At 75.0% G+C, this 23,600-nt stretch carries 23 protein-coding genes; 9 read left to right on the top strand and 14 right to left on the bottom strand.

Annotated elements, in window-relative coordinates; all coding sequences use genetic code 11:
• Window positions 1-16: 16 nt before the first annotated feature.
• From KDY119_RS03595 to KDY119_RS03580, 4 genes are read right to left on the bottom strand one after another with little or no spacing between them, the layout of a single operon-like run.
• Window positions 17-1,108 (bottom strand): polyprenyl synthetase family protein, encoded by a 1,092-nt coding sequence (locus tag KDY119_RS03595; RefSeq protein ID WP_407657422.1) that lies wholly within the window; start codon window positions 1,106-1,108, stop codon window positions 17-19.
• Window positions 1,105-2,433: a geranylgeranyl reductase family protein gene (locus KDY119_RS03590; RefSeq protein WP_153021945.1), complete on the bottom strand. Its 1,329-nt coding sequence runs from the start codon at window positions 2,431-2,433 to the stop codon at window positions 1,105-1,107. The genes KDY119_RS03595 and KDY119_RS03590 overlap by 4 nt, the downstream gene beginning before the upstream one ends.
• Window positions 2,430-3,125 (bottom strand): demethylmenaquinone methyltransferase, encoded by a 696-nt coding sequence (locus KDY119_RS03585; protein ID WP_036953434.1) that lies wholly within the window; start codon window positions 3,123-3,125, stop codon window positions 2,430-2,432. Before KDY119_RS03585 ends, KDY119_RS03590 begins: the two co-directional genes overlap by 4 nt.
• 38 nt (window positions 3,126-3,163) lie before the next feature.
• Window positions 3,164-3,379: a hypothetical protein gene (locus tag KDY119_RS03580; protein ID WP_153021944.1), complete on the bottom strand. Its 216-nt coding sequence runs from the start codon at window positions 3,377-3,379 to the stop codon at window positions 3,164-3,166.
• Window positions 3,380-3,603: 224 nt separating this feature from the next.
• On the opposite strand from KDY119_RS03580, the gene KDY119_RS03575 reads away from it, so the two are divergent.
• The gene (locus tag KDY119_RS03575) at window positions 3,604-4,956 is read left to right on the top strand and encodes an isochorismate synthase (RefSeq protein ID WP_036953438.1); all 1,353 of its coding nucleotides are present in this window, start codon (window positions 3,604-3,606) and stop codon (window positions 4,954-4,956) included.
• Window positions 4,957-5,144: 188 nt separating this feature from the next.
• Here KDY119_RS03575 and KDY119_RS03570 read toward each other — a convergent pair whose 3' ends face one another.
• The 6 genes from KDY119_RS03570 to KDY119_RS03545 all read right to left on the bottom strand — a co-directional run bounded on the left by KDY119_RS03570 (window position 5,145) and on the right by KDY119_RS03545 (window position 11,506).
• Window positions 5,145-6,896, bottom strand: a complete 1,752-nt coding sequence (locus KDY119_RS03570) for a S1C family serine protease (protein ID WP_051136802.1) — start codon at window positions 6,894-6,896, stop codon at window positions 5,145-5,147.
• A gap of 10 nt (window positions 6,897-6,906) precedes the next feature.
• Entirely contained in the window at window positions 6,907-8,814 is a 1,908-nt protein-coding gene (menD, locus tag KDY119_RS03565) for a 2-succinyl-5-enolpyruvyl-6-hydroxy-3-cyclohexene-1-carboxylic-acid synthase (RefSeq protein ID WP_153021943.1), read from the bottom strand.
• Between the two features lie 204 nt (window positions 8,815-9,018).
• Window positions 9,019-9,399, bottom strand: coding sequence for a hydrolase (locus KDY119_RS03560; protein ID WP_085998062.1), 381 nt, complete (start codon window positions 9,397-9,399; stop codon window positions 9,019-9,021).
• Between the two features lie 60 nt (window positions 9,400-9,459).
• Window positions 9,460-10,503, bottom strand: coding sequence for an o-succinylbenzoate synthase (locus KDY119_RS03555; protein ID WP_036953441.1), 1,044 nt, complete (start codon window positions 10,501-10,503; stop codon window positions 9,460-9,462).
• On the bottom strand, window positions 10,500-11,150 hold the full coding sequence (locus KDY119_RS03550; RefSeq protein WP_153021942.1) for a TetR/AcrR family transcriptional regulator: 651 nt from the start codon (window positions 11,148-11,150) through the stop codon (window positions 10,500-10,502). Before KDY119_RS03550 ends, KDY119_RS03555 begins: the two co-directional genes overlap by 4 nt.
• Window positions 11,147-11,506 (bottom strand): DMT family transporter, encoded by a 360-nt coding sequence (locus KDY119_RS03545; protein ID WP_265576715.1) that lies wholly within the window; start codon window positions 11,504-11,506, stop codon window positions 11,147-11,149. The genes KDY119_RS03550 and KDY119_RS03545 overlap by 4 nt, the downstream gene beginning before the upstream one ends.
• Window positions 11,507-11,628: 122 nt before the next feature.
• Here KDY119_RS03545 and KDY119_RS03540 point away from each other — a divergent pair, with 122 nt between their 5' ends.
• On the top strand, window positions 11,629-12,657 hold the full coding sequence (locus KDY119_RS03540; RefSeq protein ID WP_227994507.1) for a 1,4-dihydroxy-2-naphthoyl-CoA synthase: 1,029 nt from the start codon (window positions 11,629-11,631) through the stop codon (window positions 12,655-12,657).
• Here the strand turns inward: KDY119_RS03540 and KDY119_RS18815 are convergent.
• Window positions 12,634-13,293 carry a TetR/AcrR family transcriptional regulator gene (locus tag KDY119_RS18815; protein ID WP_051136804.1) on the bottom strand — a complete coding sequence of 220 codons (660 nt, stop codon included), beginning with the start codon at window positions 13,291-13,293 and terminating at the stop codon, window positions 12,634-12,636. The two genes, KDY119_RS03540 and KDY119_RS18815, sit on opposite strands and share 24 nt — an antisense overlap.
• Before the next feature lie 92 nt (window positions 13,294-13,385).
• Here KDY119_RS18815 and KDY119_RS03530 point away from each other — a divergent pair, with 92 nt between their 5' ends.
• The 4 genes from KDY119_RS03530 to KDY119_RS03515 all read left to right on the top strand — a co-directional run bounded on the left by KDY119_RS03530 (window position 13,386) and on the right by KDY119_RS03515 (window position 18,837).
• Window positions 13,386-14,345 carry an ABC transporter ATP-binding protein gene (locus KDY119_RS03530; RefSeq protein ID WP_036953953.1) on the top strand — a complete coding sequence of 320 codons (960 nt, stop codon included), beginning with the start codon at window positions 13,386-13,388 and terminating at the stop codon, window positions 14,343-14,345.
• Entirely contained in the window at window positions 14,342-15,958 is a 1,617-nt protein-coding gene (locus KDY119_RS03525) for an ABC transporter permease (RefSeq protein ID WP_153021941.1), read from the top strand. The genes KDY119_RS03530 and KDY119_RS03525 overlap by 4 nt, the downstream gene beginning before the upstream one ends.
• 580 nt (window positions 15,959-16,538) lie before the next feature.
• Window positions 16,539-18,224, top strand: coding sequence for a metallophosphoesterase family protein (locus KDY119_RS03520; RefSeq protein ID WP_148284260.1), 1,686 nt, complete (start codon window positions 16,539-16,541; stop codon window positions 18,222-18,224).
• 46 nt (window positions 18,225-18,270) lie between these two features.
• Complete coding sequence (locus KDY119_RS03515; RefSeq protein ID WP_036953444.1) at window positions 18,271-18,837, top strand: GNAT family N-acetyltransferase; 567 nt, start codon at window positions 18,271-18,273, stop codon at window positions 18,835-18,837.
• On the opposite strand, the gene KDY119_RS03510 is transcribed toward KDY119_RS03515, so the two are convergent.
• Window positions 18,800-19,831, bottom strand: coding sequence for an ABC transporter ATP-binding protein (locus KDY119_RS03510; RefSeq protein ID WP_153021940.1), 1,032 nt, complete (start codon window positions 19,829-19,831; stop codon window positions 18,800-18,802). The two genes, KDY119_RS03515 and KDY119_RS03510, sit on opposite strands and share 38 nt — an antisense overlap.
• A 366-nt stretch (window positions 19,832-20,197) precedes the next feature.
• On the opposite strand from KDY119_RS03510, the gene KDY119_RS03505 reads away from it, so the two are divergent.
• From KDY119_RS03505 to KDY119_RS03495, 3 genes are all read left to right on the top strand, one after another.
• Complete coding sequence (locus KDY119_RS03505; protein ID WP_036953445.1) at window positions 20,198-20,854, top strand: ABC transporter permease; 657 nt, start codon at window positions 20,198-20,200, stop codon at window positions 20,852-20,854.
• Window positions 20,830-21,549 (top strand): ABC transporter permease, encoded by a 720-nt coding sequence (locus KDY119_RS03500; protein ID WP_322619634.1) that lies wholly within the window; start codon window positions 20,830-20,832, stop codon window positions 21,547-21,549. The genes KDY119_RS03505 and KDY119_RS03500 overlap by 25 nt, the downstream gene beginning before the upstream one ends.
• A 100-nt stretch (window positions 21,550-21,649) precedes the next feature.
• The gene (locus KDY119_RS03495; RefSeq protein WP_036953448.1) at window positions 21,650-22,666 is read left to right on the top strand and encodes a glycine betaine ABC transporter substrate-binding protein; all 1,017 of its coding nucleotides are present in this window, start codon (window positions 21,650-21,652) and stop codon (window positions 22,664-22,666) included.
• 111 nt (window positions 22,667-22,777) lie between these two features.
• On the opposite strand, the gene KDY119_RS03490 is transcribed toward KDY119_RS03495, so the two are convergent.
• Window positions 22,778-23,374 carry a winged helix-turn-helix domain-containing protein gene (locus KDY119_RS03490; RefSeq protein ID WP_153021938.1) on the bottom strand — a complete coding sequence of 199 codons (597 nt, stop codon included), beginning with the start codon at window positions 23,372-23,374 and terminating at the stop codon, window positions 22,778-22,780.
• A gap of 10 nt (window positions 23,375-23,384) precedes the next feature.
• Window positions 23,385-23,543 carry a hypothetical protein gene (locus KDY119_RS03485; RefSeq protein ID WP_153021937.1) on the bottom strand — a complete coding sequence of 53 codons (159 nt, stop codon included), beginning with the start codon at window positions 23,541-23,543 and terminating at the stop codon, window positions 23,385-23,387.
• Window positions 23,544-23,600 lie beyond the last annotated feature (57 nt).

Genomic DNA, 23,600 nt, shown 5'->3' with positions numbered 1-23,600 from the left:
GGCGCCCCGGCGCGCCTCAGGCGGCGCGGTCGGCGAGCGCCTGGGCGAACGCCTCGAGCGCGTCGCGCACGGGCCCGACGGGCAGCTCGCGGAGCTCGTCGACGGCGTCCTGCGCCCACGCCAGCGCCTGGGCGCGGGTGCGCTCGACGACCGGGTGCGCGCGCAGCGCCGCGACGGCCTCGGCGAGGACGCCGTCGTCGTCGAGGTCGCCGTCGAGCTGGGCGAGGAGGGCCCGGTCCTCGTCGGTCGCGGCGGGCGACGCGACGAGCTCGCGCAGGAGCAGCACGGGCATGGTGGGGACGTGCTCGCGCAGGTCCGTGCCGGGCGTCTTGCCGGACTGGGAGCCGTCGGACACGACGTCGAGGACGTCGTCGGCGAGCTGGAAGGCGACTCCCGCCTTCTCCCCGAACCCGGCCACGGCGTCGACGACGGCGGCCGGGGCGCCCCCGAACAGCGCCCCGAAGCGGGCCGACGTCGCGAGGAGGGACGCGGTCTTGTCGGACAGCACCCGGAGGTAGTGGTCGACGGGCTCGTCGCTGCCGCGCGGGCCGACGGTCTCGTGGAGCTGCCCGAGGCACAGGCGCTCGAACGTCCGGGACTGGAGGAGCACGGCCTCGGGCCCGAGCTGCGACACGAGCCCGGACGCGCGGGCGAACAGCAGGTCCCCGGTGAGGATCGCGACCGAGTTCCCCCAGACCTGGTGGGCGGCCGTGGTGCCGCGCCGCACGGACGCCGAGTCCATGACGTCGTCGTGGTACAGGGACGCGAGGTGCGTGAGCTCCACGACGGTCGCCGCGGTGAGCACCTCGTCGCGCGCACCGTCGCCGAGCTCCGCGGTGAGCAGCGTGAGGTACGGACGCAGGCGCTTGCCGCCGGCGGCGAGCAGGTGGCGCGAGGTCTCGTCGACCAGGGCGTCCTCGTTGGCGACGGCCGCCTGGAGTCGTTCCTCGACGAGCTCCATGCGGGCGGCCAGCCGGGCGCCGAGCGCGTCGTCGACGACGGGGAGGACGGCGGTCACGGGACCGGCGGGAGTGGATGTCACGGGCACGACGATAGTGGGCCGCCCGGCACCGCCGCGCCCCGACGCACCCGAGGTGGGCCGCGTCACGCGCTGGGCACGAGCCGCGCGGCCGCCGCGACGGCCCGGTCGACCCAGTCCCCGCCGTGCGGGTCGTAGCAGTCGGAGAACAGCCGCAGGACGACGTCCATGACGGCGCGGCGGGGCAGCCCGTACCGCACGGCGAACCGCTGGAGCGCGGGCTGCTCGATGAGTCGGGTGAAATAGCGGCCGAGCGTGTAGAAGCCTCCGAGCTCGGCGCGCACCCGAGCGTCGTAGCCGGTCAGGAGCCGTTCGCGCTCCACGGCCGACGGCGCGGCGAGCGCCTTCGCGACGACGTCGCCGGCGATCCGCCCCGCCTGGAGCCCGAACCCGATCCCCTCTCCGTTGAAGGGGCTGACCATGCCTGCGGCGTCCCCGACGAGGAGCGCGCCGCGCGTCGCCAGGGGGCTCCGGTTGAGCCCCATCGGCAGGGCGGCCCCCCGCACGGGCGCGACCCGGTGCTCGGCTCCGAGCCCCAGCTCGCCCGGGAGCCCCGCGACCCACCGGTCGAGCGTGCGACGGTGGTCGGCGTCGGCGGCCGACTGGCGGGCCGGGGTCGAGTGGACGGCGCCCAGCCCGACGTTGACGGTGCCGTCGGCGAGCGGGAACAGCCAGCCGTAGCCCGACAGGGGCGCCGACGTGCGCGGGGCGCCTTCCCACAGCTCGACGTGCGACTCCATCCACCGCTCGGCGCCGTCGCCGGCGGCGCCCCACGGTGACGTGGCGGGCGGCTGCGCGTACGTGCGCACGGCGACGCCGATCGGACGGTCCTCGCGCCGCTCGAGGCCGAGCGCCACCGCGAAGCGCGAGGACACGCCGTCGGCGGCGACCACGACGGGCGCCCCGTACGTCACGGGGTCCCCCACCGCCCGCCCCCGCTCGTCGGCGCCCCGCGCGACGACTCCGACGACGCGCCCGGACCGTGCGTCGAGCTCCGGCCCGACGACGTGCGTGCGCTCGAGCAGCGTCGCGCCCGCGCGCTCGGCGTGCCGGGCCAGGGCCTCGTCGAGCTCGGCGCGGGCGAGCGCGAGCCCGGAGGACGGGAAGCCGGGGACGTCGGGCCAGCGCAGGTCGTGCGCGCGCCCGTCGGCCACGAGCCGGAGACCCGCGTTGCGGACGGCCCGCGGCAGCACGACGCCGAGCCGCTCGAGCTCCCCCACCGCCCGCGGGGTCAGCCCGTCGCCGCACACCTTGTCGCGCGGGAACTCCGCGCGCTCGAGCAGCAGGACGTCGAGCCCGGCGGCCGCGCACCACGCGGCGGTGGCAGAGCCTGCGGGGCCCGCCCCGACGACGATCACGTCGGCGGAGCCCCCCGACGTGCCGGGACGGCTCACGCGGGGCGCGTCCCGCGGTGCAGCGCGACGACGCCGCCCGTGAGGTTGAGGTAGGCGACCTTCTCCCAGCCCGCACGGAGCATGAGCTTCGCGAGCCCCACCTGGTCGGGCCAGGCCTCGATGGACTCGGCGAGGTAGTCGTACGACCCGCCCTCACGCGTGATCGCCCCCGCGACCTTGGGCAGCGCCTTGACCAGGTACTCCGAGTACGCCTTGCGGAACGGCGGCCACGTCGGCGTCGAGAACTCGCACACGACGACCCGCCCGCCCGGCCGGACGACGCGCAGCATCTCGCGCAGCGCACCCTCGGTGTCCGTGACGTTGCGCAGCCCGAACGAGATGGTCACCGCGTCGAAGCTCGCGTCCGCGAAGGGCAGCGCCGTCGCGTCGCCCGCGACGAACGACAGGTCGGGGCTGCGCTTCTTGCCGACCTGCAGCATCCCCACGGAGAAGTCGCACGGCACGACCTGGATGCCCTGGTTCGCGTACGGCTCGCTCGAGGTGCCCGTCCCGGCGGCGAGGTCGAGGACGCGCTCCCCCGGCTGCGCGTCGACGGCCCGGACCGTCGCCTTGCGCCAGCGGCGGTCCTGGCCCACCGACAGGACGTCGTTGGTCAGGTCGTAGCGGCCCGCGATGGAGTCGAACATCGACGCGACGGCGTCCGGGTCCTTGTCGAGGCTGGCGCGAGGCATGCGGTCAGCCTACTGGGACGGGCCGGCCTGCCCGCGCGTCAGGCGGCGAGCCGTGCACGGTGGCGCGCCGGCCGGGCGTGGCGGTGCGGAAGGTGCAGGGACGGCCAGGACCGGCGCCGCGGGACGCGGACGGTCCGCCGCTCGTCCGTGCCGGCACGCGCGGCCCACGGCTCGGCCAGGTGCGCGGCCCGGCGGCGCTCGGCCTCCTGCTGGGCGTGCAGGGTCTCGGCCTGGAACAGGGCCTCGAAGCTCATCGTCGTCTCCTCGTCAGGCCCGCCGTCCGGCGGGATCCGTGCGCCGGGGTTCCCCGGCACCGACCACGCTCGCGCTGAGTCGTCGCGCGTCGCATCGGGTGATCGCCCCGTCCTCGCGGTGGTCCGGCCCCGAGCGCCGCCTGTGCGGTACCTCACTCGGCCCCTGAGGTACCTCACTCGCGCCCGGACCGCCCCGGAGCCCGGGCACGCCTACGCTGGAGGCGATGACTAGCCTCCCTGCCGGGAGCCGCGCCGCGCGCGACGTCCCCGGCGCCGCGCCCGCGCCGCTCGTCGTCCGCACGGCCGAGCTCGACCCCGAGCTCCTGCCGGACGACGACGGTGCCCTCCTCGACCTCCTGCCCGACGGCGACACCCCCGTTGCGTGGGTGCGGCGCGGTGAGGGGATCGTCGGGTGGGGCGAGGCGCTGCGCTTCACGACGTCCGGCACCGACCGCTTCCGCACCGCCGAGGACCTGTGCCGCGAGACGCTCGCGAGCGCCGTCGTCCGCGACGAGGTCCAGCTCCCCGGCACGGGACCGGTCGCGTTCGGGTCGTTCGCGTTCGGGCCCGGTGACGGCACGCGCAGCGTCGTCGTCGTGCCGCGCGTCGTCGTGGGACGCCGCGGCGGCCGAGCCTGGGTCACCACCGTCGACCCCGCGGGCTCGATCGGACCCGCGCCCTCGTCCGCCCTCCTCGACCCGGCGGCCCGCACCGCCGTCGTCGCGCCGGGCGAGGTGCGCTACGCCCCGGGCGGGCGCGACCCGCGGGCCTGGGTGGACGTCGTCGGACAGGGCGTGGCCCGGATCCGGGCGGGCGAGCTCGACAAGGTCGTCCTCGCGCGGGACGTCGTCGCGACGACACAGCGGCCCGTCGACCCGCGCCACCTGCTCGGGCGCCTCGCCCGCGGGTACCGGGGTGCGTGGACGTTCAGCGTCGGCGGGATGGTCGGCGCGACCCCCGAGCTCCTGGCGCGGGCCGAGAAGGGGCTCGTGACGTCACGCGTCCTCGCCGGCACCGTCCGCCGCACGGGCGACGACGACGCGGACCTCGCGCGCGCCGCCCACCTCGCCCACTCGTCCAAGGACCTCGAGGAGCACGAGTACGCGGTGCGGTCCGTGGCGCGCGCGCTCGAGCCCTACTGCTCGTCGATGAACGTGCCGGAGTCGCCGTTCGTGCTCGACCTGCCGAACGTGCTGCACCTCGCGACCGACGTCACGGGCGTCCTGCACGAGCGGGCCTCGAGCCTCACGATCGCCGCGGCCCTGCACCCGACGGCCGCCGTCTGCGGCACGCCCACCGACGCGGCCGCGGCGCTGATCGCCGAGATCGAGGGGATGGAGCGCGGGCGGTACGCCGGCCCGGTCGGGTGGTTCGGCGCCGACGGCGACGGGGAGTGGGGCATCGCGCTGCGGTCCGCGGAGCTCGGGGGCGCTGCAGGCGACGCCGACGACGAGACTGCCGCCGCGCACCGCGTGCGACTGTTCGCCGGCTGCGGCGTCGTCGCCGCGTCCGACCCCGAGGCCGAGCTGCGTGAGTCCGATGCGAAGCTCGAGCCCATGCGCTACGCCCTCGCCTGAGGCGCTCCCCTCCCTCCCGCGAAGTACCCCGTCTGGCGGGGTACTTCGCGGTGGGTATGAGGACGCCCGCACGGCGAGGGGAGCACCGTGCGGGCGTCGGGTCGCGCGCGCTGGGGGACAGCGCTGCTGCGACGGTCCCGGCCGGGCGGAGGGGGATCGCGCCGGCGGGACGTCGGGGGTGACCTCCCTCAGCCCTGGCCGCCGAAGAAGTCACCGAACGGGTTGTCGTCCTGACCGGAGCCGGAGCCGGAGCCGGAGCCGTCGCCCTGCTGGCCGTTCTGGTCGCCCTGGCCCTGCTCGCCGCTCTGACCACCCGACGAGCCGCTGCTACTGGAGGACTGCGTCTCCTGCTTGACCGCGAGCGTGACGCTCTTGTCGACGGCCTTGCCGTCCCGGACGATCGTCAGCTTCACCACGTCGCCGGCCGCGTGGGCCCGGACGAAGCCCGTGAGCGACTCGGCGCCGGGCGAGGCGACGCCGTCGATCGCGACGATGACGTCGCCGGACTCGATGCCGGCCTTGTCGGCGGGCGAGCCGCTCGTCACGTCGTTGACCTTCGCACCCTGGCGGGTGACGCCGTCGGCCGTGGCCGTCGAGTCGGTCAGCGTCACGCCGAGGAACGCGTGCTCGGCCGTCCCGCTCTTGATGAGCTGCGACGAGATGTTCTTCGCGAGGTTGACCGGGATCGCGAAGCCGAGGCCGATCGACCCGGACTCGCTGTCCCCGCCGAGGCTGTTCGACGAGAGCGTCGCGATCGACGACGTGATGCCGATGACCTGGCCCTCGGCATTGAACAACGGACCGCCCGAGTTGCCGGGGTTGATGGCCGCGTCGATCTGGATCGCGTTCGTCACCACGGAGTCGCTCGAGCCGCTGCCCGACGAGTCGCTCGACGACGTCGAGACGGGGCGGTTGAGCGCCGAGACGATGCCCGTCGTGGCCGTGTTGGCGAGGCCCAGCGGGTTGCCGACCGCGAGGACGGCCTCACCGGTGGTGACCTTCGACGAGTCGCCGAGCGTGGCGGGCGACAGGTCGTCCGGGGCGTCCTGGAGCTTGACGACCGCGAGGTCGGTCGACGAGTCCGTGCCCACGATCTTGGCCTTGAAGATGCGGCCGTCCGCGAGCGTGACCTGCACGGACTGCGCGCCCGAGACCACGTGGTTGTTGGTGAGGACGTCGCCGTCCTTGTTCAGGATGACGCCCGAGCCCTCGGCCTCGCCGTTGCTCAGCGTCACCGAGATCGCGACGACCGACTTGGAGACGGTCGAGGTCACGGCCTCCCAGTTCGGGTTCTGCGACGTCGAGCCCGAGACCGGGACCGTCTCGTCCCCCGAGGACTGCTGGCCGATGGAGGCGATGCTCGTCGAGGTCGCGTTGTTGTCGTCGAGCGCGTTGACGGCGACGGCCGTGCCGCCTGCGGCGAGCACCGCGGCGACGACGGCGGCGATGGCGACGGGCACCCAGGTGCGGCTCTTCGTCGTGGTCTTGGCCGGGTTCTCGTTGCCCGACGGCGGCTGGGGCGGCAGCCCGAACGACGCGCCCGCGTAGGGGTCGTGGGTGGGCTGGGCCGGCTGGCCGTAGTGGCCCTGCGGCGCCTGCTGGCCGTACGGGTGCTGCTGCGGCTGCTGGGCGCCGGGCTGCTGCGTGGGCTGCGGGGCGTACGCGCCGTAGCGGGGCTGCTGGGGCTGAGCGGGCTGCTGCGCGGCCGCCTGGGCCGGAGGCTGCGGCGCCGGGGGCACGAGGCGCGGGAGCTGCTGGGTGGCGTGCTCCTGCGGTGCGGGCTGCGCGGGCACCTCGTCCGCACGCGCCGCCTGCGCGGGCGTCGTCGGTGCGCTCGGGGTGGAGGGCTGCGAGGGTGCCGGCTGCGCGGGCTGCTGTGCCTGCGCGTCCTGCGGAACCTGCTGCCCGTCCTGGTTCTCGTCGTTCGTCGGCTGGCTCATGACCCCTACTTCACACGATCGTTCTGGAACCGGACTGGAGTGAACCTGGGAGTTCGCTCCGAGAACGGAGTGTTCCTGGATTCTCGCCCAGCGAGGCGACCGCCGCACCGACCGCGTCCCGCACCCGCCTCGCGAGGACGTCCGCGGACGCCGGGACGCGCCGCGAGCGGTCGACCAGCACCTCGACGACCTGCAGCCCACGCACCGGGCCGACGAGCGCAGCCTCGAGCCCGGCGACCGCGGCGGGCACGCCGGCGTGCCGCGCGTCGACGCGCACGTGCGACGCCCCGTACGCACGGGCGAGGAGGCCGAGGTCGACCGCGTGCGGCGTCGAGAAGACGCGCTCGAACGTCGACCGCTCGCGGACGCCCGTCGCCGCGAGCGCCCCCGGTTCGAGCGTCGCGAAGATCGAGCCGCCGCCGTCGTTCGCGACGACGACCTGGAGGTCCACGTCGTCGCCCGCGAGGTGCAGCCCGCCGACGTCGTGCAGGAAGGTCAGGTCGCCCAGGTACGCCCTGGTGCGTCCGAGCCCCGCGCGTCGGGCGGCGAGCGCGACGCCGACGGCGGTCGAGACGCTCCCGTCGATGCCGGCGAGCCCGCGGTTCGCGACGACGTGCGGGGGCTCGTCCCACGCGGCGACGAGGTCGAGGTCGCGCACGGGGCTGCTGGCCCCGACGAGGAGCACGTCGTCCGGCGCGCTCGCCCGGGACACGGCGTCGGCGACGACCAGGGGGTCGAGCGCGCCGTCGTCGGCGGACCGGAGCTCGTCGAGCGCGTCGCGCACGGCCTCACCTGCCGCGGCGCCCGCCGCGCGCCAGCGGTCGGCCCACGCGGACGCCTCCCGCGCGGGCTCCAGCCAGGAGCCCGGGACGCCCGGCAGCACGTGCGAGGCTGCGCGGGCGGCGTCGGGCCACGGCCCGGAGCCCGGCGCGACGACGATCACCTCGACCCGTTCGCCGGTCGGCGCGAGCCCGCCGCCGAGCAGGCGCTGGACGGGCCGCGAGAGCGTCGGGTTCCCGAGGACGACGACCCGCCGCACCTCCGGCCCGAGCACCCCGAGGACGAGCCGGTGCGCGGCCACGGCCCGGGGGCCGCCCCACGCCCCCGACGACGGCTCGGCCAGCAGCGGCCAGCCCCGCGCCTCGGCGAGCCGGCGTGCGAGCGGCCCGGCACCGTCGCCCGCGACCACGACCGTCTCCGCGACCGGAGCCGCGAGGCCGGCGGGGACGCCGTCGGGCGCCAGGACCACCGACGGCGACGCGACGTCCACGGACGATGCCGTCCCGCCCGCCGACGGCGACGCCCCGGTCGCCGACGGTGACGTCGGGACGAGCGGCTCGCGGTAGGCGAGGTCGAGGTGCACCGGACCCGGATGACCGGACCGGGTACCGCACGCGGCGACGACGGCGCGCGCGGCCAGGTGGTCGAGGTCGCGCAGCTCGGTCGGCAGCCCGGCGGGCGCCGGGACGTCGACGGTGAGCCGGGTAGCGCCCGCGAAGATGCCGACCTGGTCGGTGGTCTGGTTGGCGCGCGTGCCGCGCAGCTCGTGGGGGCGGTCGGCCGTGAGGAGCAGCAGCGGGACGCCCGCGTGGTGCGCCTCGAGGACGGCCGGGTGGAGGTTCGCGACCGCGGTGCCCGACGTCGTCACGACGGCGACCGGTTCGGGCACCCCTCCGCGCAGCGCGCTCCCCCGGGCGAGCCCCAGCGCGAGGAACCCGGCGTCGCGCTCGTCGACACGCACGTGCAGGTGGAGGCGCCCGGCGTCGGCGAGGGCGCTCGCCGCGTACGCGAGCGGGGCGCTGCGAGAGCCGGGGGCCACGACGACGTCGCGCAGCCCCTGTGCGACCAGGGCGTCGAGCAGCCGCCGGGCCGCCGCCACGGCGGGCGGGTCGCCAGGTGCGGCGTCCTCGGGGTTCACGTCTCGAGGCTAACGGCTCGCGGGCACTGCCTCCGTTCGACCAGACGCAGACGGGCGCCGCCTCGAGTCTCCAGATCCTGTTGTCTGCGACGCCCGGCGGCGTCATCGGGCGAGGCCAGCGGGCCGAGGGAGTCGGCCCGGCCGGGTGCCGTCGTCGAACCGACGCAGATCGTCGCCTGCGACGCGCACGGACGACGATCCGCGTCAGTTCGGCGCGACGCGGACCAGGCCCACGAGGTGCGAGTAGCGTTCCCGCTCCGCGAAGTCGGACCATCGCCAGGTCGTCGGCCGCCCGACCTCGGCGCACAGGTGCAGGAGCACGTCCCCGACGACGACCGCGACGTGCGCTCCCCAGGCGTTCTCCGAGCGGCCGAAGAGCGCGAGATCGAGGTCGCGAGCGTCGTCGCGGGGCGGGTGCCCGAACCGCGGGTCCGCCCAGAGCTCGCTCGACCGGTGCGGTGGCACCTCCCGGGCGAACAGCGCGAGGACCGCGTACGCGTACCGCTGACAGTTGGCCGCCTCGCCCCACGGTCGCGGATCGGCGGCGCCGGGGTGCGCGTCCGAGAGGTAGGGCGCGCACGACACCCAGGCGGGCCACCCGCCGTACGGCGCGAGCCGGTCCAGAGCGTCCGCCGTGACCTCGGCTCAGCCCTCGACCGTGTCCCGAGCCAGCCGCTCCCCCGCGAGCGCCCGGACCCGGGCGAGCCGGTCCAGCCAGGCGGCGCGGACGCCGTCGGACGGGGCCATGGCGGTGAGGCGCTCGACGTCGGGCGAGGGCCGGTGCCCGGGACCGCGCGGGACGGGGATGGCGCCGTCGACGGGGAGCAGCGAGGGCGCGACGTCGCGCTCGAAGAGCTGGGCGGTCGCGAGCCCGCAGGCGTACGGCAGCTCGGGCAGGGCGGCGGCGAGCGCCAGCCCGGCGGCGAGACCGACGGACGACTCGAGCGCCGACGACACCACGACGGGCAGCCCGACCTGTTCGGCCAGGTCGAGGCACGCCCGCACTCCCCCGAGCGGCTGGACCTTGAGCACGACGACGTCCGCGGCGTCGGCGCGCACGACGGCGAACGGGTCCTCGGCGCGCCGGATCGACTCGTCCGCGGCGACGGGGACGGCGACGACGCGCCGGACGGCCGCGAGCTCGGGGACCGTGGCGCACGGCTGCTCGACGTACTCGAGCCCGCCGGCGGCGCGATCGAGCAGGGGCAGGCGCCGGACGGCCTCGTCGACGGACCACCCGCCGTTGGCGTCGACGCGGATCCGTCCGCCGGGGCCGAGCGCGTCGCGCACCGCCTCGAGCCGCGCGATCTCGGCCTCGACGGGTTCGGGTGCGCCGCGCGTGCCGTCGGGCAGCAGCGGCCGTTCGGCGACCTTGACCTTGGCCGTGCGGCAGCCGCCGGACGCCAGGACGATCTGGCGCGCACGCTCGGGCCCGACGGCCGGCACGGTCACGTTCACGGGGATCGCGGAGCGTCGCGGTGCGGGCCACCCGACGGTCGCGGCCTCCTCGGCGGCGCGCCACCAGGCGAGCGACTCGGCGTCGTCGTAGTCCCAGAAGGGCGAGAACTCGGCCCAGCCCGCCAGCCCGCGCACGAGCAGACCGTCGCGGACGTCGAGCCCGCGGAACCGGGTGCGCAGGGGCGTCGACCAGACGACGACGGGCTCGTCGTCGTGTCCCGGCCCGGTCACCGCTCGCCCCGCTGGTGGCGTTCGGTCTGCTCGACGACCTCGCGGGTGAGCTGGAGCGCGACCGGCCGGACGGACCGCCCCTCGGACAGCGCGGTGAGGGCCGCACCGTCGACGACCGCGACGATGAGCTGCGGCGAGATGTCGAGGCCGAGCTTCGCGAGGAGCGCGGAGACGGCGTCGTCGAGCCCGTCGCGGGTCTCCGCGTAGGCGCGACCGAGCGCGGCCGACCGGCCGGCGGCGACGAGGTGCTCGTAGAACCCGCGGACGGCGGCGTCGTCGCCGCTGGGCCCGATGGCGTCGACGATCCGTTCGGCCTTGTCGGCGGCACCGGTGGGGACGTCCTCGCGCTCGACGACCTCGCGCGTGTGCGCGGTCCAGCGCTCGACGAGGAGGCGCCCGGCGGTCTCGACGAGCTCGTCGAGACCGGAGAAGTAGTAGGTGGTCGCCGCGAGCGGGACGTCAGCCTGGGCGGCGACCGTCCGGTGGGTCACGCCGGCGGGACCCTCGGAGAGGATCAGCTCGGCCGCGGCCCGGACGATGGCGTCGCGACGCTGCGCACCTCGGCTCTGCCGGCGGGGCTCGCGGGGCTTGCGCGGAGCACGGGCAGCCGCGGGCCGACGCGGCCTGTCGGGGTCTGCTTGGGTCATGCGTGTCCTCCCCCTGCGAGGTTCAGGCCGACGATCCCTGCGACGACGAGCGCGAGGGACACGATCTTCAGCACCGTGACAGTCTCCCCGAAGAGCGGGATCGCCAACAGGGCCGTCGCGGTGGCGCCGACGCCCACCCACACGCCGTAGGCGACACCCACGGGCAGGGAGCGTAACGCATAGGACAGACCGACCATCGAGGCGGCGAGCAGGACGACGAACCCGACGCTCGGCCAGAGCCTGCTGAAGCCGTGCGAGGCCTTGAGGCACAGCGCCCAGCCGGCCTCGAACCCTCCCGACACGATGAGGACGCCCCAGGCGAGCCCGGTACCGGTGGTGGTGGAGATGGCGTTCACGTTCGCCTCCGCTGGTGACGACGCGCGACCCCGGGTGTCAGGTCCGCCGTCGGGTCGCGTGAAGTGGTACTAGCGTACCATAACGAGGCTCACGAGCAGCGAGGCTCACTAGCATGGACGCCGTGACCGACGACGCCGCCCCCTCCTCCGCGAACGCCTCCGACCTCCCGGAGCGCGTGTCCGAGACGTTCGACCCCCGTCGGTGGCGCACCGTCGCCGGCTTCGAGGACCTCACCGACCTCACCTACCACCGGGGCGTCGAACGGACCACGGCCCCCGACGGCACCACGACGTCTCGCGACCTGCCCGTCGTCCGGATCGCCTTCGACCGGCCCGAGGTCCGCAACGCGTTCCGCCCGCACACCGTCGACGAGCTCTACCGGGCCCTCGACCACGCCCGCATGACGTCCGACGTCGGGACCGTCCTGCTGACCGGCAACGGCCCCTCGCCGAAGGACGGCGGCTGGGCGTTCTGCTCGGGCGGCGACCAGCGGATCCGCGGGCGGTCGGGCTACCAGTACACGACGGCCGTCGAGAACCCCACCGGCGGCGGCACGCGGCCCGCGGACACGGCAGACCACATCGACCCCGCGCGCGCCGGCCGCCTGCACATCCTCGAGGTGCAGCGCCTGATCCGGACCATGCCCAAGGTCGTGATCGCCGTCGTGAACGGGTGGGCCGCGGGCGGCGGCCACTCGCTGCACGTCGTCGCGGACCTGTCGATCGCGAGCCGTGAGCACGCCCGGTTCAAGCAGACCGACGCGAACGTCGGGTCGTTCGACGGCGGGTACGGCTCCGCGTACCTCGCGCGGCAGGTCGGGCAGAAGCGGGCCCGCGAGATCTTCTTCCTGGCCCGCGAGTACTCCGCCCAGGACGCCTACGACTGGGGCGCCGTCAACGAGGTCGCCGACCACGCCGACCTCGAGGACCTCGCCCTCGAGTACGCGCGGACCATCGCCACCAAGTCGCCGCAGGCGATCCGCATGCTCAAGTTCGCGTTCAACCTCGCCGACGACGGCCTCATGGGCCAGCAGGTCTTCGCCGGGGAGGCGACCCGCCTGGCGTACACGACCGACGAGGCCGTCGAGGGGCGCGACGCGTTCCTCGAGCGCCGCGACCCCGACTGGTCACGCTTCCCGTACGCGTTCTGAGCCCGGCTCAGGCCCGACCGCGGGCTCCGTGAGCGCGTCGAGCCCACGGTGCATCCGCTCGGCCATGCGGGCGGCGTGCTCCCCGGGCCCGCCCTCGGGGTGCGCGTACCAGTCGCCGACCGCGGCCGCGAGCGCCCCGACGACGGCGCGCGCCCGGACCCGGGTCACGAGGTCGTCGGGCGCGAGACCCCGTGCGGTCGCCTGTGCGGCGCCGAGCCCGTCGGCGATCTCGAGAGCGCCGACGGCGAAGGCGCGCGCGAGCTCGGGAACTGTGCGCACGTAGTGCATGACCCGGGCCCAGTACCCGGCCGGGTCGGCGAACTCCTCGCTCGTGAACAGCGGGACGAGGGCCCGCACGGAGTCGAGCAGGTCCTGGTGCCCGACGGCGCCTGCGAGCACGGCGACCATGTCGTCGTCCTCCGGCTGCGTGAGCAGGATGCCGTCCTTGGTCCCGAAGTACCGGTAGACGGACCGCGGTGCGACGTGCGCCGCGGCGGCGATCTGCTCGACCGTGACGGCCGCGTACCCGTGGGCGTCGAAGAGGTCGAGGGCGACCCGCTGGATCTGCCCCATCGCCTGCCGGCGCTTGGCCTCGCGCAGCCCGAGGGCGGGCGTCGGTGCGTCGCTCGCTGCCATCACTCTTCCTTCCTCCGTGACAGGAGTGTACAGTCTCTGCCATGAGGCAGTGACTGCCAGTTCTGGCATCGAGGAGGCGCGTGGTGGAGGGCATGACGATCGACGTCCGGGGCCTGCGGAAGCGGTTCGGCCGCACGCTCGCGCTCGACGGCCTCGACCTGCAGGTCCGCGAAGGCACGGTCCACGGCTTCCTCGGCCCCAACGGTGCGGGGAAGTCGACGACGATCCGCGTCCTGCTCGGGCTCGTCCGGCCCGACGGCGGCGCCGCCCGCCTCCTCGGCGGCGACCCGTGGCGCGACGCGGTCGCACTCCACCGGCGCCTCGCGTACGTCCCCGGCGACGTGGCGCTGTGGCGCAGGCTGACCGCCGGCCAGTGCCTCGACCTGCTGGCCGCGACGGGCCCCTCCCTCGACCGCTCGCGCCGCGCCGAGCTCCTCGAACGCTTCGAGCTGGACCCCACCCGCAGGGCGGGCGACCTGTCCAAGGGCAACCGCCAGAAGGTGGCCCTCGTCGCGGCGTTCGCGAGCGACGTCGACGTGCTGGTCCTCGACGAACCCACGTCCGGGCTCGACCTGCTCATGGAGGAGGTCTTCCAGGAGTGCGTGCGTGAGTCCGCGCACGCCGGGACGACCGTGCTCCTCTCGAGCCACATCCTGGGCGAGGTCGAGGCCCTGTGCGACGAGGTCACGATCATCCGGCGCGGACGCGACGTCACCTCGGGCACCCTCGCCGACCTGCGCCGCCATACCCGCACGACCGTCAGAGCCACCACCCGGGAACCGGTCGAGGGGCTCGCGGCCGTCGACGGCGTCGCCGACCTCGCCATCGACGCCGCCCCCGGGCACGACGCCGCCTCCCACGCCACGAGGTTCACCGTGCCGCCCGCGCAGCTGGCCGAGGCGCTCGCCGCACTCCAGCACGCAGGCCTCGAGACGCTCGTCGCGACGCCACCGTCCCTCGACGAGCTGTTCCTGTCGGCCTACGCCTCGGGATCCGACGGCACCGAGCACGACGGCACCGAGCCCGACCGCACCGCCGGGGCGGTCGCATGACCTCCCGGTCGGACGCCGGCAGGTTCGCCGGCATGTTCGCGGGCACCGCGACGCTCGTCCGCGTCCGCTGGCGGGCCGACCGCTGGGCGGTCCTCACCTGGGCCGTCGCCCCGGTCCTCCTGTTCGGCGGCACGGTCCAGGGCGTCGCCGGCCTCTACGACACCGCGAGCAAGCGCCAGGGCTACGCGGACGCCATCACCGGGAACCCCGCGTTCGAGGCGATCAACGGCATCCCGTACGGCGCGACCACGGTGGGCGGGATCGTCGCGGACGAGTGGGCGTTCCTCGGCACGGTCCTCGTCCCGCTCCTGGCCGTGTCACTGGTCGCACGCGGCACCCGGCGCGAGGAGGAGGACGGGCTGCTCGAGCTGGTGCGCTCGCGCGGCGTGGGCCGGGCCGCGCAGCTCGCCGCAGTGACGGTCGTCGTGGCTGCGTGCCTCGTCGTACTGGCCCTCGGCACCTGGGGTGCGCTCGCGGCGGCCGGCGTGCCCACCGGCCCGTCCGCGGTCTACGCGGCCTCCTACCTCGGGCTCGGGCTCGTCTGGCTCGGCGTCGCGGCGCTCGCGGCGCAGGTCGTCCGACGCAGCCGCGGCGTGTGGGCGCTCGGCCTGGGTGCGCTCGTGCTCGCCTACGTCCTGCGTGCCGTCGGCGACGTCAGCGGCGCGGCGTCCTGGCTGCGCTGGACGTCACCGCTGGCCTGGCTCCAGGAGACACGTGCCTTCGCCGACGACGCGCGGGCCTGGCCCCTGCTCCTGCTCGTCGCGGCCGCGGTGCTGCTCCTCGGGGCGGCGGTGGCGCTCGTCGGGCGTCGGGACCTCGGCGCCGGGCTGGTCGCCTCGCGGAGCGGCGCCGCCCACGCCTCCGGGCTGCTCGGCTCGCCGCTCGCGCTCGCCCTGCGCCGCGCCGGGGGAACCGCGGGCGGGTGGTGCGCGGTCGCGTTCGTCGTCGGCGGGGTGTTCGGCGCTCTGGCGAAGGAGGCCGGGTCGGCGCTCGGCTCGAGCGACGTCGGCGGGGTGCTCGCGACCGGGACGGAGCCCGCGGACGGCTACCTCGCCCTCACCGTCGAGGTCGTCGCCCTGCTGGCCGCGGCCGCCGCGGTCCAGGGGGTCGCCGCGCTCCGCGAACAGGAGTCGGGCGGGCTCGCCGAGGAGGCCCTCGCGCGACCCGTGGGCCGGCGTGCCTGGGCGCTCGGCGACACGGTCGCCGCGCTCACGACCGCCCTCGCCGTGCTGGTCGTGGGCGGCCTCGCCGCCGGGGCGGGGGCCGCCGTCAGCCTCGACGAGCCCGGACGGACCGGTGCGCTCACGGGCGCCGCGCTCGGCTACCTGCCCGCCGTGCTGGTGTGCGGGGGTGTCGCGCTCGCCCTGTTCGGTGTCGCCCCGCGCGCGCAGCAGGCCGCCTGGGCCGTGGCGGCGTGGGCCGCAGTCGTCGCGACGCTCGGCGACACGTTGTCGCTACCGGTCTGGGCGCGCGACCTGTCACCGCTCGACCACCTCGGCGCGCTGCCCGTGGACACGTACGACGGCGTCGCCGCCGGATGGCTGGTGGCGGTCGCCCTGGCTCTGGGCGCCGTCGGGCTGGAGACCTTCCGCCGCCGCGACGTCCCCGCCTGAGTCTTCGGAGACGCGCCCGCCGGCGAGGTCCGCGGCCAGGCCCCGCTCCCCCGCCCGCATGACCCGCGCGTGCGACCACACGGCGAGCGGCCGGGACAGCGGGCCGACGGGGTCGAGCCACCACCGTGCCGTCCGCACGTCCCAGTGCACGACGACGACGCTCGCCCCCGGCCCGGCGTCCGACACCGTGACCACGCCGGTCCCGACGAGGTCCCCGGTCACCTCGAAGCGCGCCGACGACGGCGGCTCGACCGTCGTCGCCTCGAGCTCGAGCCGCAGCCGCCGCCCGAACGGCGTGCGGAACGCGAGCGCCGCACGCGAACCCTGCCGGGCGCCGTCGTCGGTGAGCGCGACGACGCGGCCGCGCAGCCCCGGCCACCAGCGCGGCCACGACAGCTCCGGGTCCGCGAGCACCGCCCAGCACGCCTCGCGCGGGGCCGCGAGAGCCCAGCGCGAGACGAACGAGTACGCACGCCCGGTCCCCGGTGACGACACCCCGCCAGTCTGCACCTGACCGCCACGGGCATGCTCGCGACCACCTCGGATGCATGCGCCGCAGCCAGGTGAAAGGGTGGTGGCGATGCCCGACACGACCGCCAAGCCCGCCCACCCCTGGGTCCCTCCGCGCTGGCTCCGCTGGACCGTCGGCGCGGTCGTCGCCGTGCTCGCGTGCACCGCATGGGGCGTGACGACCGCGAGCGCCGACCTCAGCCTCGGGCCCCACGAGGCCCGGTACGAGGTCACCACCGACGGGCTGGTCGTGGTGGACCTGGGCCCGCTGGGCACGGTCGAGCTCGACTCGCCCGCCCCGCTGGGGCTCGGGGTGAGGGTCGTCGTCAAGGAGATCCCCGCCGAGCTGACGTCGGTCTCGCCCGCCCAGAACCTCGACGCGCTCGGCACGGACGTCCAGTCGTACCTGCAGTTCTTCGCGACCCCCGACATCACGGTGCACCGCGCGGTCCGCGCGCTCGCGGTCGACGCGCTCTGGCGCACACTCGTGGCGCTCGCCGTGGTCGCGCTCGCCACCACGGCGCTCGTCCTGCTGCTCGGCCGGGCCCGACGGCGCGAGCTCGCGACCATGGCCGGGCGGCACACGTGGGAGCTCGCCGCGGGCCTCGTGGTGGTCGTCGCGGCGACGTTCACGCTCAGCTCGTCGGAGCCCGGCACCTCGACGACCACCGCTCAGAAGGGCAGTCCCCTCTTTGCGGGCACGCCGCTCGCGGGCGCCCGGATCACCGGCCGCCTCGCGGGCGTGATCAACACCTACGGCGAACAGCTCGTCACCGCGTACCAGGGCTCCGAGGAGTTCTACGCGAAGGCGAACCGGAACCTCCAGGCCGCGTGGGACGAGCGCGACGAGGCGCAGCAGGCCGAGGACGCCCTCGCGCAGGCGCAGGCGACGACCGCGCCCACCGCACCGGCGACCGGGACCGGGGCGACGGACACGCCGACCCCGAGCCCGACGCCCTCGTCGAACCTCGTGACCCTCCTGGTCATCTCCGACCTGCACTGCAACACGGGGATGTCGCCGCTCATCCACACCGCCGTCGAACGGTCGGGCGCGCAGGTCGTCCTCAACGCGGGCGACACGACGATCAACGGCACCGCCGTCGAGCAGGTCTGCGTCGACAGCTTCGCCCGCGCGATCCCGAAGAAGATCCCCACCGTGATGGCGAACGGCAACCACGACAGCCCGCTCGTCGCGAAGTTCGCGCGCGACGCCGGCTGGACGGTGCTCGACGGCTCGGTGGTCGACGTCAAGGGAGTGCGGATCATCGGCGACCACGACGTGCTGCAGACCCGGATCGGGGTCGCGTCCCACCAGTCCGGCGACGTGAGCCAGGACGAGCAGGCGCAGGCGCTCACCGACACGGCGTGCGACGCCGAGAAGGACGGCGTGCCCGGCGTCGACCTGCTGCTCATCCACGACCCCGTCATCGGGGCGGTCCCGCTCGAGTCCGGCTGCGTGCCGGCCCAGGTCTCCGGCCACCTGCACCGGCGCATCGACCCCACGCAGGTCGGCCTGGGGATCCGGTACGTGAACTCGTCCACGGCGGGCGCGACGCTCGGGCAGCCGACGGTCGGGCCGCTCCACGGGACCTCCGAGATGACGGTCCTGCGGTTCGACACCGAGACGCACCGGATCGTCGACTGGCAGCTCGTGTCCGTGACCAAGAAGGGTGTCGCGTCGGTCTCGGAGCGCAAGCCGTGGCCCGAGCCGACGACCACCGAGGTGCCGCAGGAGCCGCTCGGTCCCGGGGACTGAGCGGGCACCACCGCCCGTCCGGGGGCGCCGTGCCAGGATCGGACGCATGCCGACCACCGCCCTGGAGATCCGACCCGCCGTCCCCGACGACCTGGCCGACGTCGCGCGCATCTACGCGCACTACGTCGAGCACACGCTCGCGACCTTCGACACCGAGCCGCCCACGCTCGAGACCTGGCACGACAAGCACGCCGCGCTCACCCGCGCGGGCTGGCCCTTCCTCGTGGCCACCGGTCCGCTCGCCGACGACGACGCCCCCCACGTCCTCGGCTTCGCCTACACCGGGCAGTACCGCCCCAAGGCGGCGTACGGCCGCACCGTCGAGGAGACGATCTACCTCGACCCCGCTGCGACCGGCCAGGGACTTGGCGGTCGTCTGCTGGACGCGGTGCTCGACGGGGCGCGCGACGCCGGGGCCCGCGAGGTGATCGCCGTGATCGCGGACGGGCCCGACCCCGACGACCCTGCCGGCACGGTCGCACGCACCCCGTCCGCGACCCTGCACGAACGGCACGGCTTCGGCGCGGCCGGGCGCCTCGAGGACGTCGGCCACAAGCACGGGCGGTGGGTCGCCGTCACCCTCTACCAGCGGAGCCTGCGCCCGCCGGCGTGACCGCGCCGTCGACGGCGCGGCGCAGCGCCGCGAGGACCCCGGGGGCGTCGAGCGTGCCCACCACGGTCGCCGGCGCGCCGTCGGCCGCCTTCCCGTCGACGACGGCGACGAGACCGTCGGGCGCCTCGGCGACCGCCTCGAGCGCGGTCGCGAGCGTCGCGCCGAGCTCGACGACGGCGCCCCCCGGCCGTTCCCGCGTGCCGGCGGGCTGCACGTCCCCGCGCTCGACGTGCGTGATCCCCAGCAGCCGCACGGGCGCACCGTCCCCGACGAGCGCACGGACCGCGTCCGACGCCGGCCGGGCCAGGACCTCGACCGGGTCCGCGAGCTGCTCCACGTGCCCGCCGCGCGAGAACACCGCGACCCGGTCGCCAAGCCGGACCGCCTCGTCGATGTCGTGCGTCACGAACATGACCGTGGTGCCGAGCTCGCGCTGGATCCGCCAGAACTCGGCCTGCAGCCGACGGCGACCGGCCGGGTCGACGGCACCGAACGGCTCGTCCATGAGCAGGACGGGCGGGTCCGTCGCGAGCGCCCGCGCCACGCCGACACGCTGCTGCTCGCCGCCCGACAGCTCGTGCGGGTAGCGCTTCGCGTAGCGGTCCGGCGGGAGGCCGACGAGATCGAGGAGCTCGCCCACCCGGCCCTTGGTGCGCTGACGGTCCCAGCGCAGCAGGCCGGGGACGATCGCGACGTTCTGCGCGACCGTCCGGTGCGGGAAGAGGCCCACGTTCTGGATCACGTAGCCCATCGAGCGCCGTAGCCGCACCGGGTCCGCCGCGAGCACGTCCTCGTCGCCCACGAGGATCCGGCCGCCGCTGGGCTCGACGAGCCGGTTCGTCATCCGCAGCGTCGTGGACTTCCCGCAGCCCGACGGCCCGACGAGCGCCAGGATCTCGTGCTCCACCACCTCGAGGGAGAGGTCCTCCACCGCGACGGTCCCGTCGGGGTACTCCTTGCGGACGTGCTCGAAGACGATCGCGGCGTCGGCCATGGGACGAACCTACCCGGACACCCCGACGGTGACCCGCCGTCCGCCGAGTGTGACCCGCCGTCCGCCGAGTGTGACGCGATCAGCCCCCGCCAGCTCCGCCGACCATGCGAGCAGCGCCCTTCTCGCCGTCGAACAGGGGTGTGCTCGCATGCTCGGCACGAGGGCTGGTGCACAACCGCATGCTCGGCCGGCATCGGCCCGGACACCCACCGAGTCACCGCGTCTGTCGCGAGTCAGCGCGAAGTTCCCGCTGACTCGTGACGAACACGCTGACTCGCGACACGGGCCCGACGACGCAGCGGGCGCTGGTAGGGAGCCGAGCCGACGACGAAGCGAACGTCACCGACGGCCGGTAGGTTCGGGCGGGTGGCAGACAACCCGTGGTTCTCGTGGGACTACGTCACCGCGAACTGGGACGCGATCCGTGACGCGCTCGTCGTGCACGCGTCGCTGACGGTCGAGGCGGTCGCGATCGCGATCGTGGTCTCCCTGCCTCTGGCGGCGCTGGCGACGCGCGTGCGCTGGCTGGCGGGGCTGATCGTGGGGTTCGCGTCGACGCTGTACACGATCCCGTCGCTCGCGTTGTTCGCGATCCTGGCTCCGTTCATGGGGATCGGGCGCGCGCCGGTCCTGCTGGGCCTCGTGCTGTACGCGCTGGTGATCCTGGTACGTACGGCGGTCGCGGCGCTGCAGGGCGTGGACCCGGCGGTGCTGGACGCCGCCCGCGGTCTCGGCTACGGCCGCGCCCGTCGCTTCTGGACGGTCGAGCTGCCGAGCGCGCTGCCCGGCATCGTCACGGGGGTCCGCCTCGCGACGGTGTCGACGGTCGCGCTCGTCACCGTGGGCGTCGTCGTCGGGTACGGGGGGCTCGGGAACCTGCTGTTCCGCGGGTTCCAGAGCTTCTACCGGGCGGAGATCACGACGGCGACCGTCCTGTGCCTCCTGCTCGCGCTGGTCCTGGACGTGCTGCTGTGGCTGGTCGGGCGTGCGCTGACGCCGTGGCTGCGTGGGAGGGCCGCATGAACGTCATCGACGAGGCGATCACCTGGCTCAACGACCCGCTCAACTGGTCGGGGCCGGGCGGCATCTGGGCCCTGACGCGCGAGCATCTGCTCATGACGCTCGCGGCGGTGCTGCTCGCGTCGGTCGTCGCGATCCCGCTGGGCATCTGGCTCGGGCACAGCCACCGCCTCCAGCGTGGCGCGGCGACCGTCATCGTCGCCGCCAACACGACGCGTGCCCTGCCGACGCTGGCGATCATCATCATCCTGGCGACGGCGGGCCTGTTCGGGGACACCGCGACCGTCATCGCGGCCGCGGTCTTCGCGTTCCCCGTGCTGCTGTCGACGACGTTCACGGGGGTCCGGGGCGTCGACCCCGCCGTGACCGACGCGGCCCGCGGGATGGGCATGGGAGGGGGGCGCGTCGTCGGGCGGGTCGAGCTGCCGCTGGCCGTGCCGTACCTCGCGGCGGGCCTGCGGACGACGATCGTCCAGGTCGTCGCGACGATCCCGCTGGCGGCGCTCGCCGGGGGCGGCGGTCTGGGCCAGATCATCTCGCTCGGGTTCGGGACGCAGCGTTACGGCCAGGTGCTCGCGGGCGGCGTGGTCGTCGCGGTGCTGTGCCTGCTCGTCGACGGTGTCCTCGCGCTCGTCCAGCGGGCGGTGACGCCGGCCTCGGTGCGGGCCGAGTCGCGTGCGGCGGCGCGCGCCGTCTGAGGCTCGCGAGGCCCGACGACGGCGCCCGCGGCACTGCTCTCACGGCGCCACGGGCGGTATCCCGGTTGCCTGTGTGGGTGGTGGGCGGTCGAATGGGGCAATGCGTACCCGAACACTCGCCGCAGGACTCTCGGCCGTCGCGCTCGCGTCGGTCCTCGCCGCGTGCGGCCAGGCCGGTTCGTCGGGCACCCACCCGACGTCCTCCGCCAACGCCTCGAACGCCTCCGTCCCGACCTGTAAGCCGGTCGCGGGCGACAAGCTCGTCGTCCTCGAGGACGACAAGAAGCTCCAGAACGCCGACAACGTCATCCCCGCCCTCAACGCGAAGGCCGTCGCGAACGACGACGCCATCATCCCGTTGCTCGACACGGTCTCGGCCGCGCTCGACACCCCGGGGCTCATCGCCCTCAACAAGGCCGTGGACGTGGACCGGCAGACGTCCGCCCAGGCCGCCAAGGACTTCGTCGACGACCACCAGCTCACGGCGAAGGACACCTCGGCCGGCAAGGGCACCAAGGTCACGATCGGTGCCGCGAACTTCTCGGAGTCGGCGACGCTCGCGAACATCTACGCGGACGTCCTGAAGTCGGCCGGCTACGCCCCGACGGTCCGCGACGTCGGGTCGCGCGAGACCTACCTCAAAGCCCTCGAGAACGGCCAGCTCACCATCGTCCCCGAGTACACGAGCACGCTGACCACCTTCATCAACGCGGCTCAGAACGGCGCGGACTCCACGAGCCCCGCGAGCGGGGACCTCGACAAGACGGTCGCGGCCCTGACGGACCTCGGCAAGAAGGTCGGCCTGGTCTTCGGCAAGCCCGCCGCCGCGCAGGACCAGAACGCGTACGCCGTCACGACGGCGTTCGCCGACAAGAACGGCGTCAAGACGTTGTCGGACCTGGCGTCCAAGTGCGGCGGCCTGATCCTCGGCGGCCCGCCGGAGTGCACCACGCGCGACTACTGCCAGCCGGGCCTGGAGAAGGTCTACGGCCTGCAGTTCGCGAGCTTCAAGCAGCTCGACACGGGCGGCCCGCTGACCAAGTCCGCGCTGCAGAAGGGCCAGATCACGATCGGCCTCGTGTTCAGCTCGGACGGTCAGCTGGCAGCCTCGAGCTGACCGGCCCCGGAACGGCTGCGGCCCGCCGCCCGAAAGGGTGGCGGGCCGCAGCCGTTCCGTCGGCAGGCACCGTGGGCTCCGCGGTTCACGGGCGGTGATGCCCCGGCGGCCTCAGATCTCGTCGCGGTCGGGGTTCAGCGTCAGGAACATGCGGCTCTGCACGGCACCCTCGGGTCTCAGGGACGGGTCCGTGCTGCGTCCCGCGAAGCGTTCGAGCAGTGCGAGAGCGTCCTCGCCGAGCTGCTCCATCTCCTCCGCGGTGGCCCAGATCCTCGCCGTCGAGACGGTGACCGCGTGCACCCACTCGGGAGGAAGCGGGCGCGGGTCCGTGAGGAAGGCGTCGAGACGGGCTGCCTCGTGCTGGACGAAGCCCGCCGAGATGACGCCCGACTCTCGGACCGATGCGGCGTCGTTGGGGTCGGGCTCGATCGTGCGCTTGCGGTGCGCGGGGCGCCACGGCTTCTCGCGTCCGCGCGGCTCGGCGCGTTCGACGTAGCCGGCCTTCTCGAGCGAGCGCAGGTGGAAGGAGCAGTTGGCGACCGTCTGGCCGGTGCGTTCGGCGATCTCGCTCGCGGTGGCCTCGCCCACCTCGTCGAGGATCGCGAGCACCTCGATCCGGAGCGGGTGCGCCAGCGCCCGCAGCATCGCGGGGTCGCTGGTGGTGAGCGACTCGTGCGACGGCGTGCTGGTGCGCTTGGTCTCGGTCATGCGTGCCTCCTCAGCGGCCCCACCACACGGAGGCCACGTCGCGGTACCAGTCGGCGTCGCGTTCGGCGCGCTGGCGAGCGAGCGCGGCGTCGTGCCGGCGGGTCTCCTCCGCGCGAGCGACCGAGCGGTACGTGGTGGTGCTGCGCGGTGCGTGGTGTCGTCCGAACATGATGGCCTCCCTGAGCAGTCTGCGGGGCTCCTCGCGACCCCGACAACCGCAACACTA

The organism is Luteimicrobium xylanilyticum (genome assembly GCF_009429125.1).
GTDB classification, from domain to species: domain Bacteria; phylum Actinomycetota; class Actinomycetes; order Actinomycetales; family Cellulomonadaceae; genus Luteimicrobium; species Luteimicrobium xylanilyticum.
The sequence above is the reverse complement of the archived record's forward strand: the minus strand, read 5'-3'. Positions and strand labels throughout refer to the sequence as shown.

Coding starts and splice junctions, on each gene's coding strand:
- KDY119_RS03515 (WP_036953444.1), top strand. CDS start 18,271: ATGCCGACCACCGCCCTGGAGATCCGACCCGCCGTCCCCGACGACCTG.
- KDY119_RS03570 (WP_051136802.1), bottom strand. CDS start 6,896: ATGAGCCAGCCGACGAACGACGAGAACCAGGACGGGCAGCAGGTTCCG.
- KDY119_RS03510 (WP_153021940.1), bottom strand. CDS start 19,831: ATGGCCGACGCCGCGATCGTCTTCGAGCACGTCCGCAAGGAGTACCCC.
- KDY119_RS03495 (WP_036953448.1), top strand. CDS start 21,650: ATGCGTACCCGAACACTCGCCGCAGGACTCTCGGCCGTCGCGCTCGCG.
- KDY119_RS03550 (WP_153021942.1), bottom strand. CDS start 11,150: ATGACCCAAGCAGACCCCGACAGGCCGCGTCGGCCCGCGGCTGCCCGT.
- KDY119_RS03520 (WP_148284260.1), top strand. CDS start 16,539: ATGCCCGACACGACCGCCAAGCCCGCCCACCCCTGGGTCCCTCCGCGC.
- KDY119_RS03530 (WP_036953953.1), top strand. CDS start 13,386: ATGACGATCGACGTCCGGGGCCTGCGGAAGCGGTTCGGCCGCACGCTC.
- KDY119_RS03525 (WP_153021941.1), top strand. CDS start 14,342: ATGACCTCCCGGTCGGACGCCGGCAGGTTCGCCGGCATGTTCGCGGGC.
- KDY119_RS03490 (WP_153021938.1), bottom strand. CDS start 23,374: ATGACCGAGACCAAGCGCACCAGCACGCCGTCGCACGAGTCGCTCACC.
- KDY119_RS03585 (WP_036953434.1), bottom strand. CDS start 3,125: ATGCCTCGCGCCAGCCTCGACAAGGACCCGGACGCCGTCGCGTCGATG.
- KDY119_RS03485 (WP_153021937.1), bottom strand. CDS start 23,543: ATGTTCGGACGACACCACGCACCGCGCAGCACCACCACGTACCGCTCG.
- KDY119_RS03575 (WP_036953438.1), top strand. CDS start 3,604: ATGACTAGCCTCCCTGCCGGGAGCCGCGCCGCGCGCGACGTCCCCGGC.
- KDY119_RS03580 (WP_153021944.1), bottom strand. CDS start 3,379: ATGAGCTTCGAGGCCCTGTTCCAGGCCGAGACCCTGCACGCCCAGCAG.
- KDY119_RS18815 (WP_051136804.1), bottom strand. CDS start 13,293: ATGGCAGCGAGCGACGCACCGACGCCCGCCCTCGGGCTGCGCGAGGCC.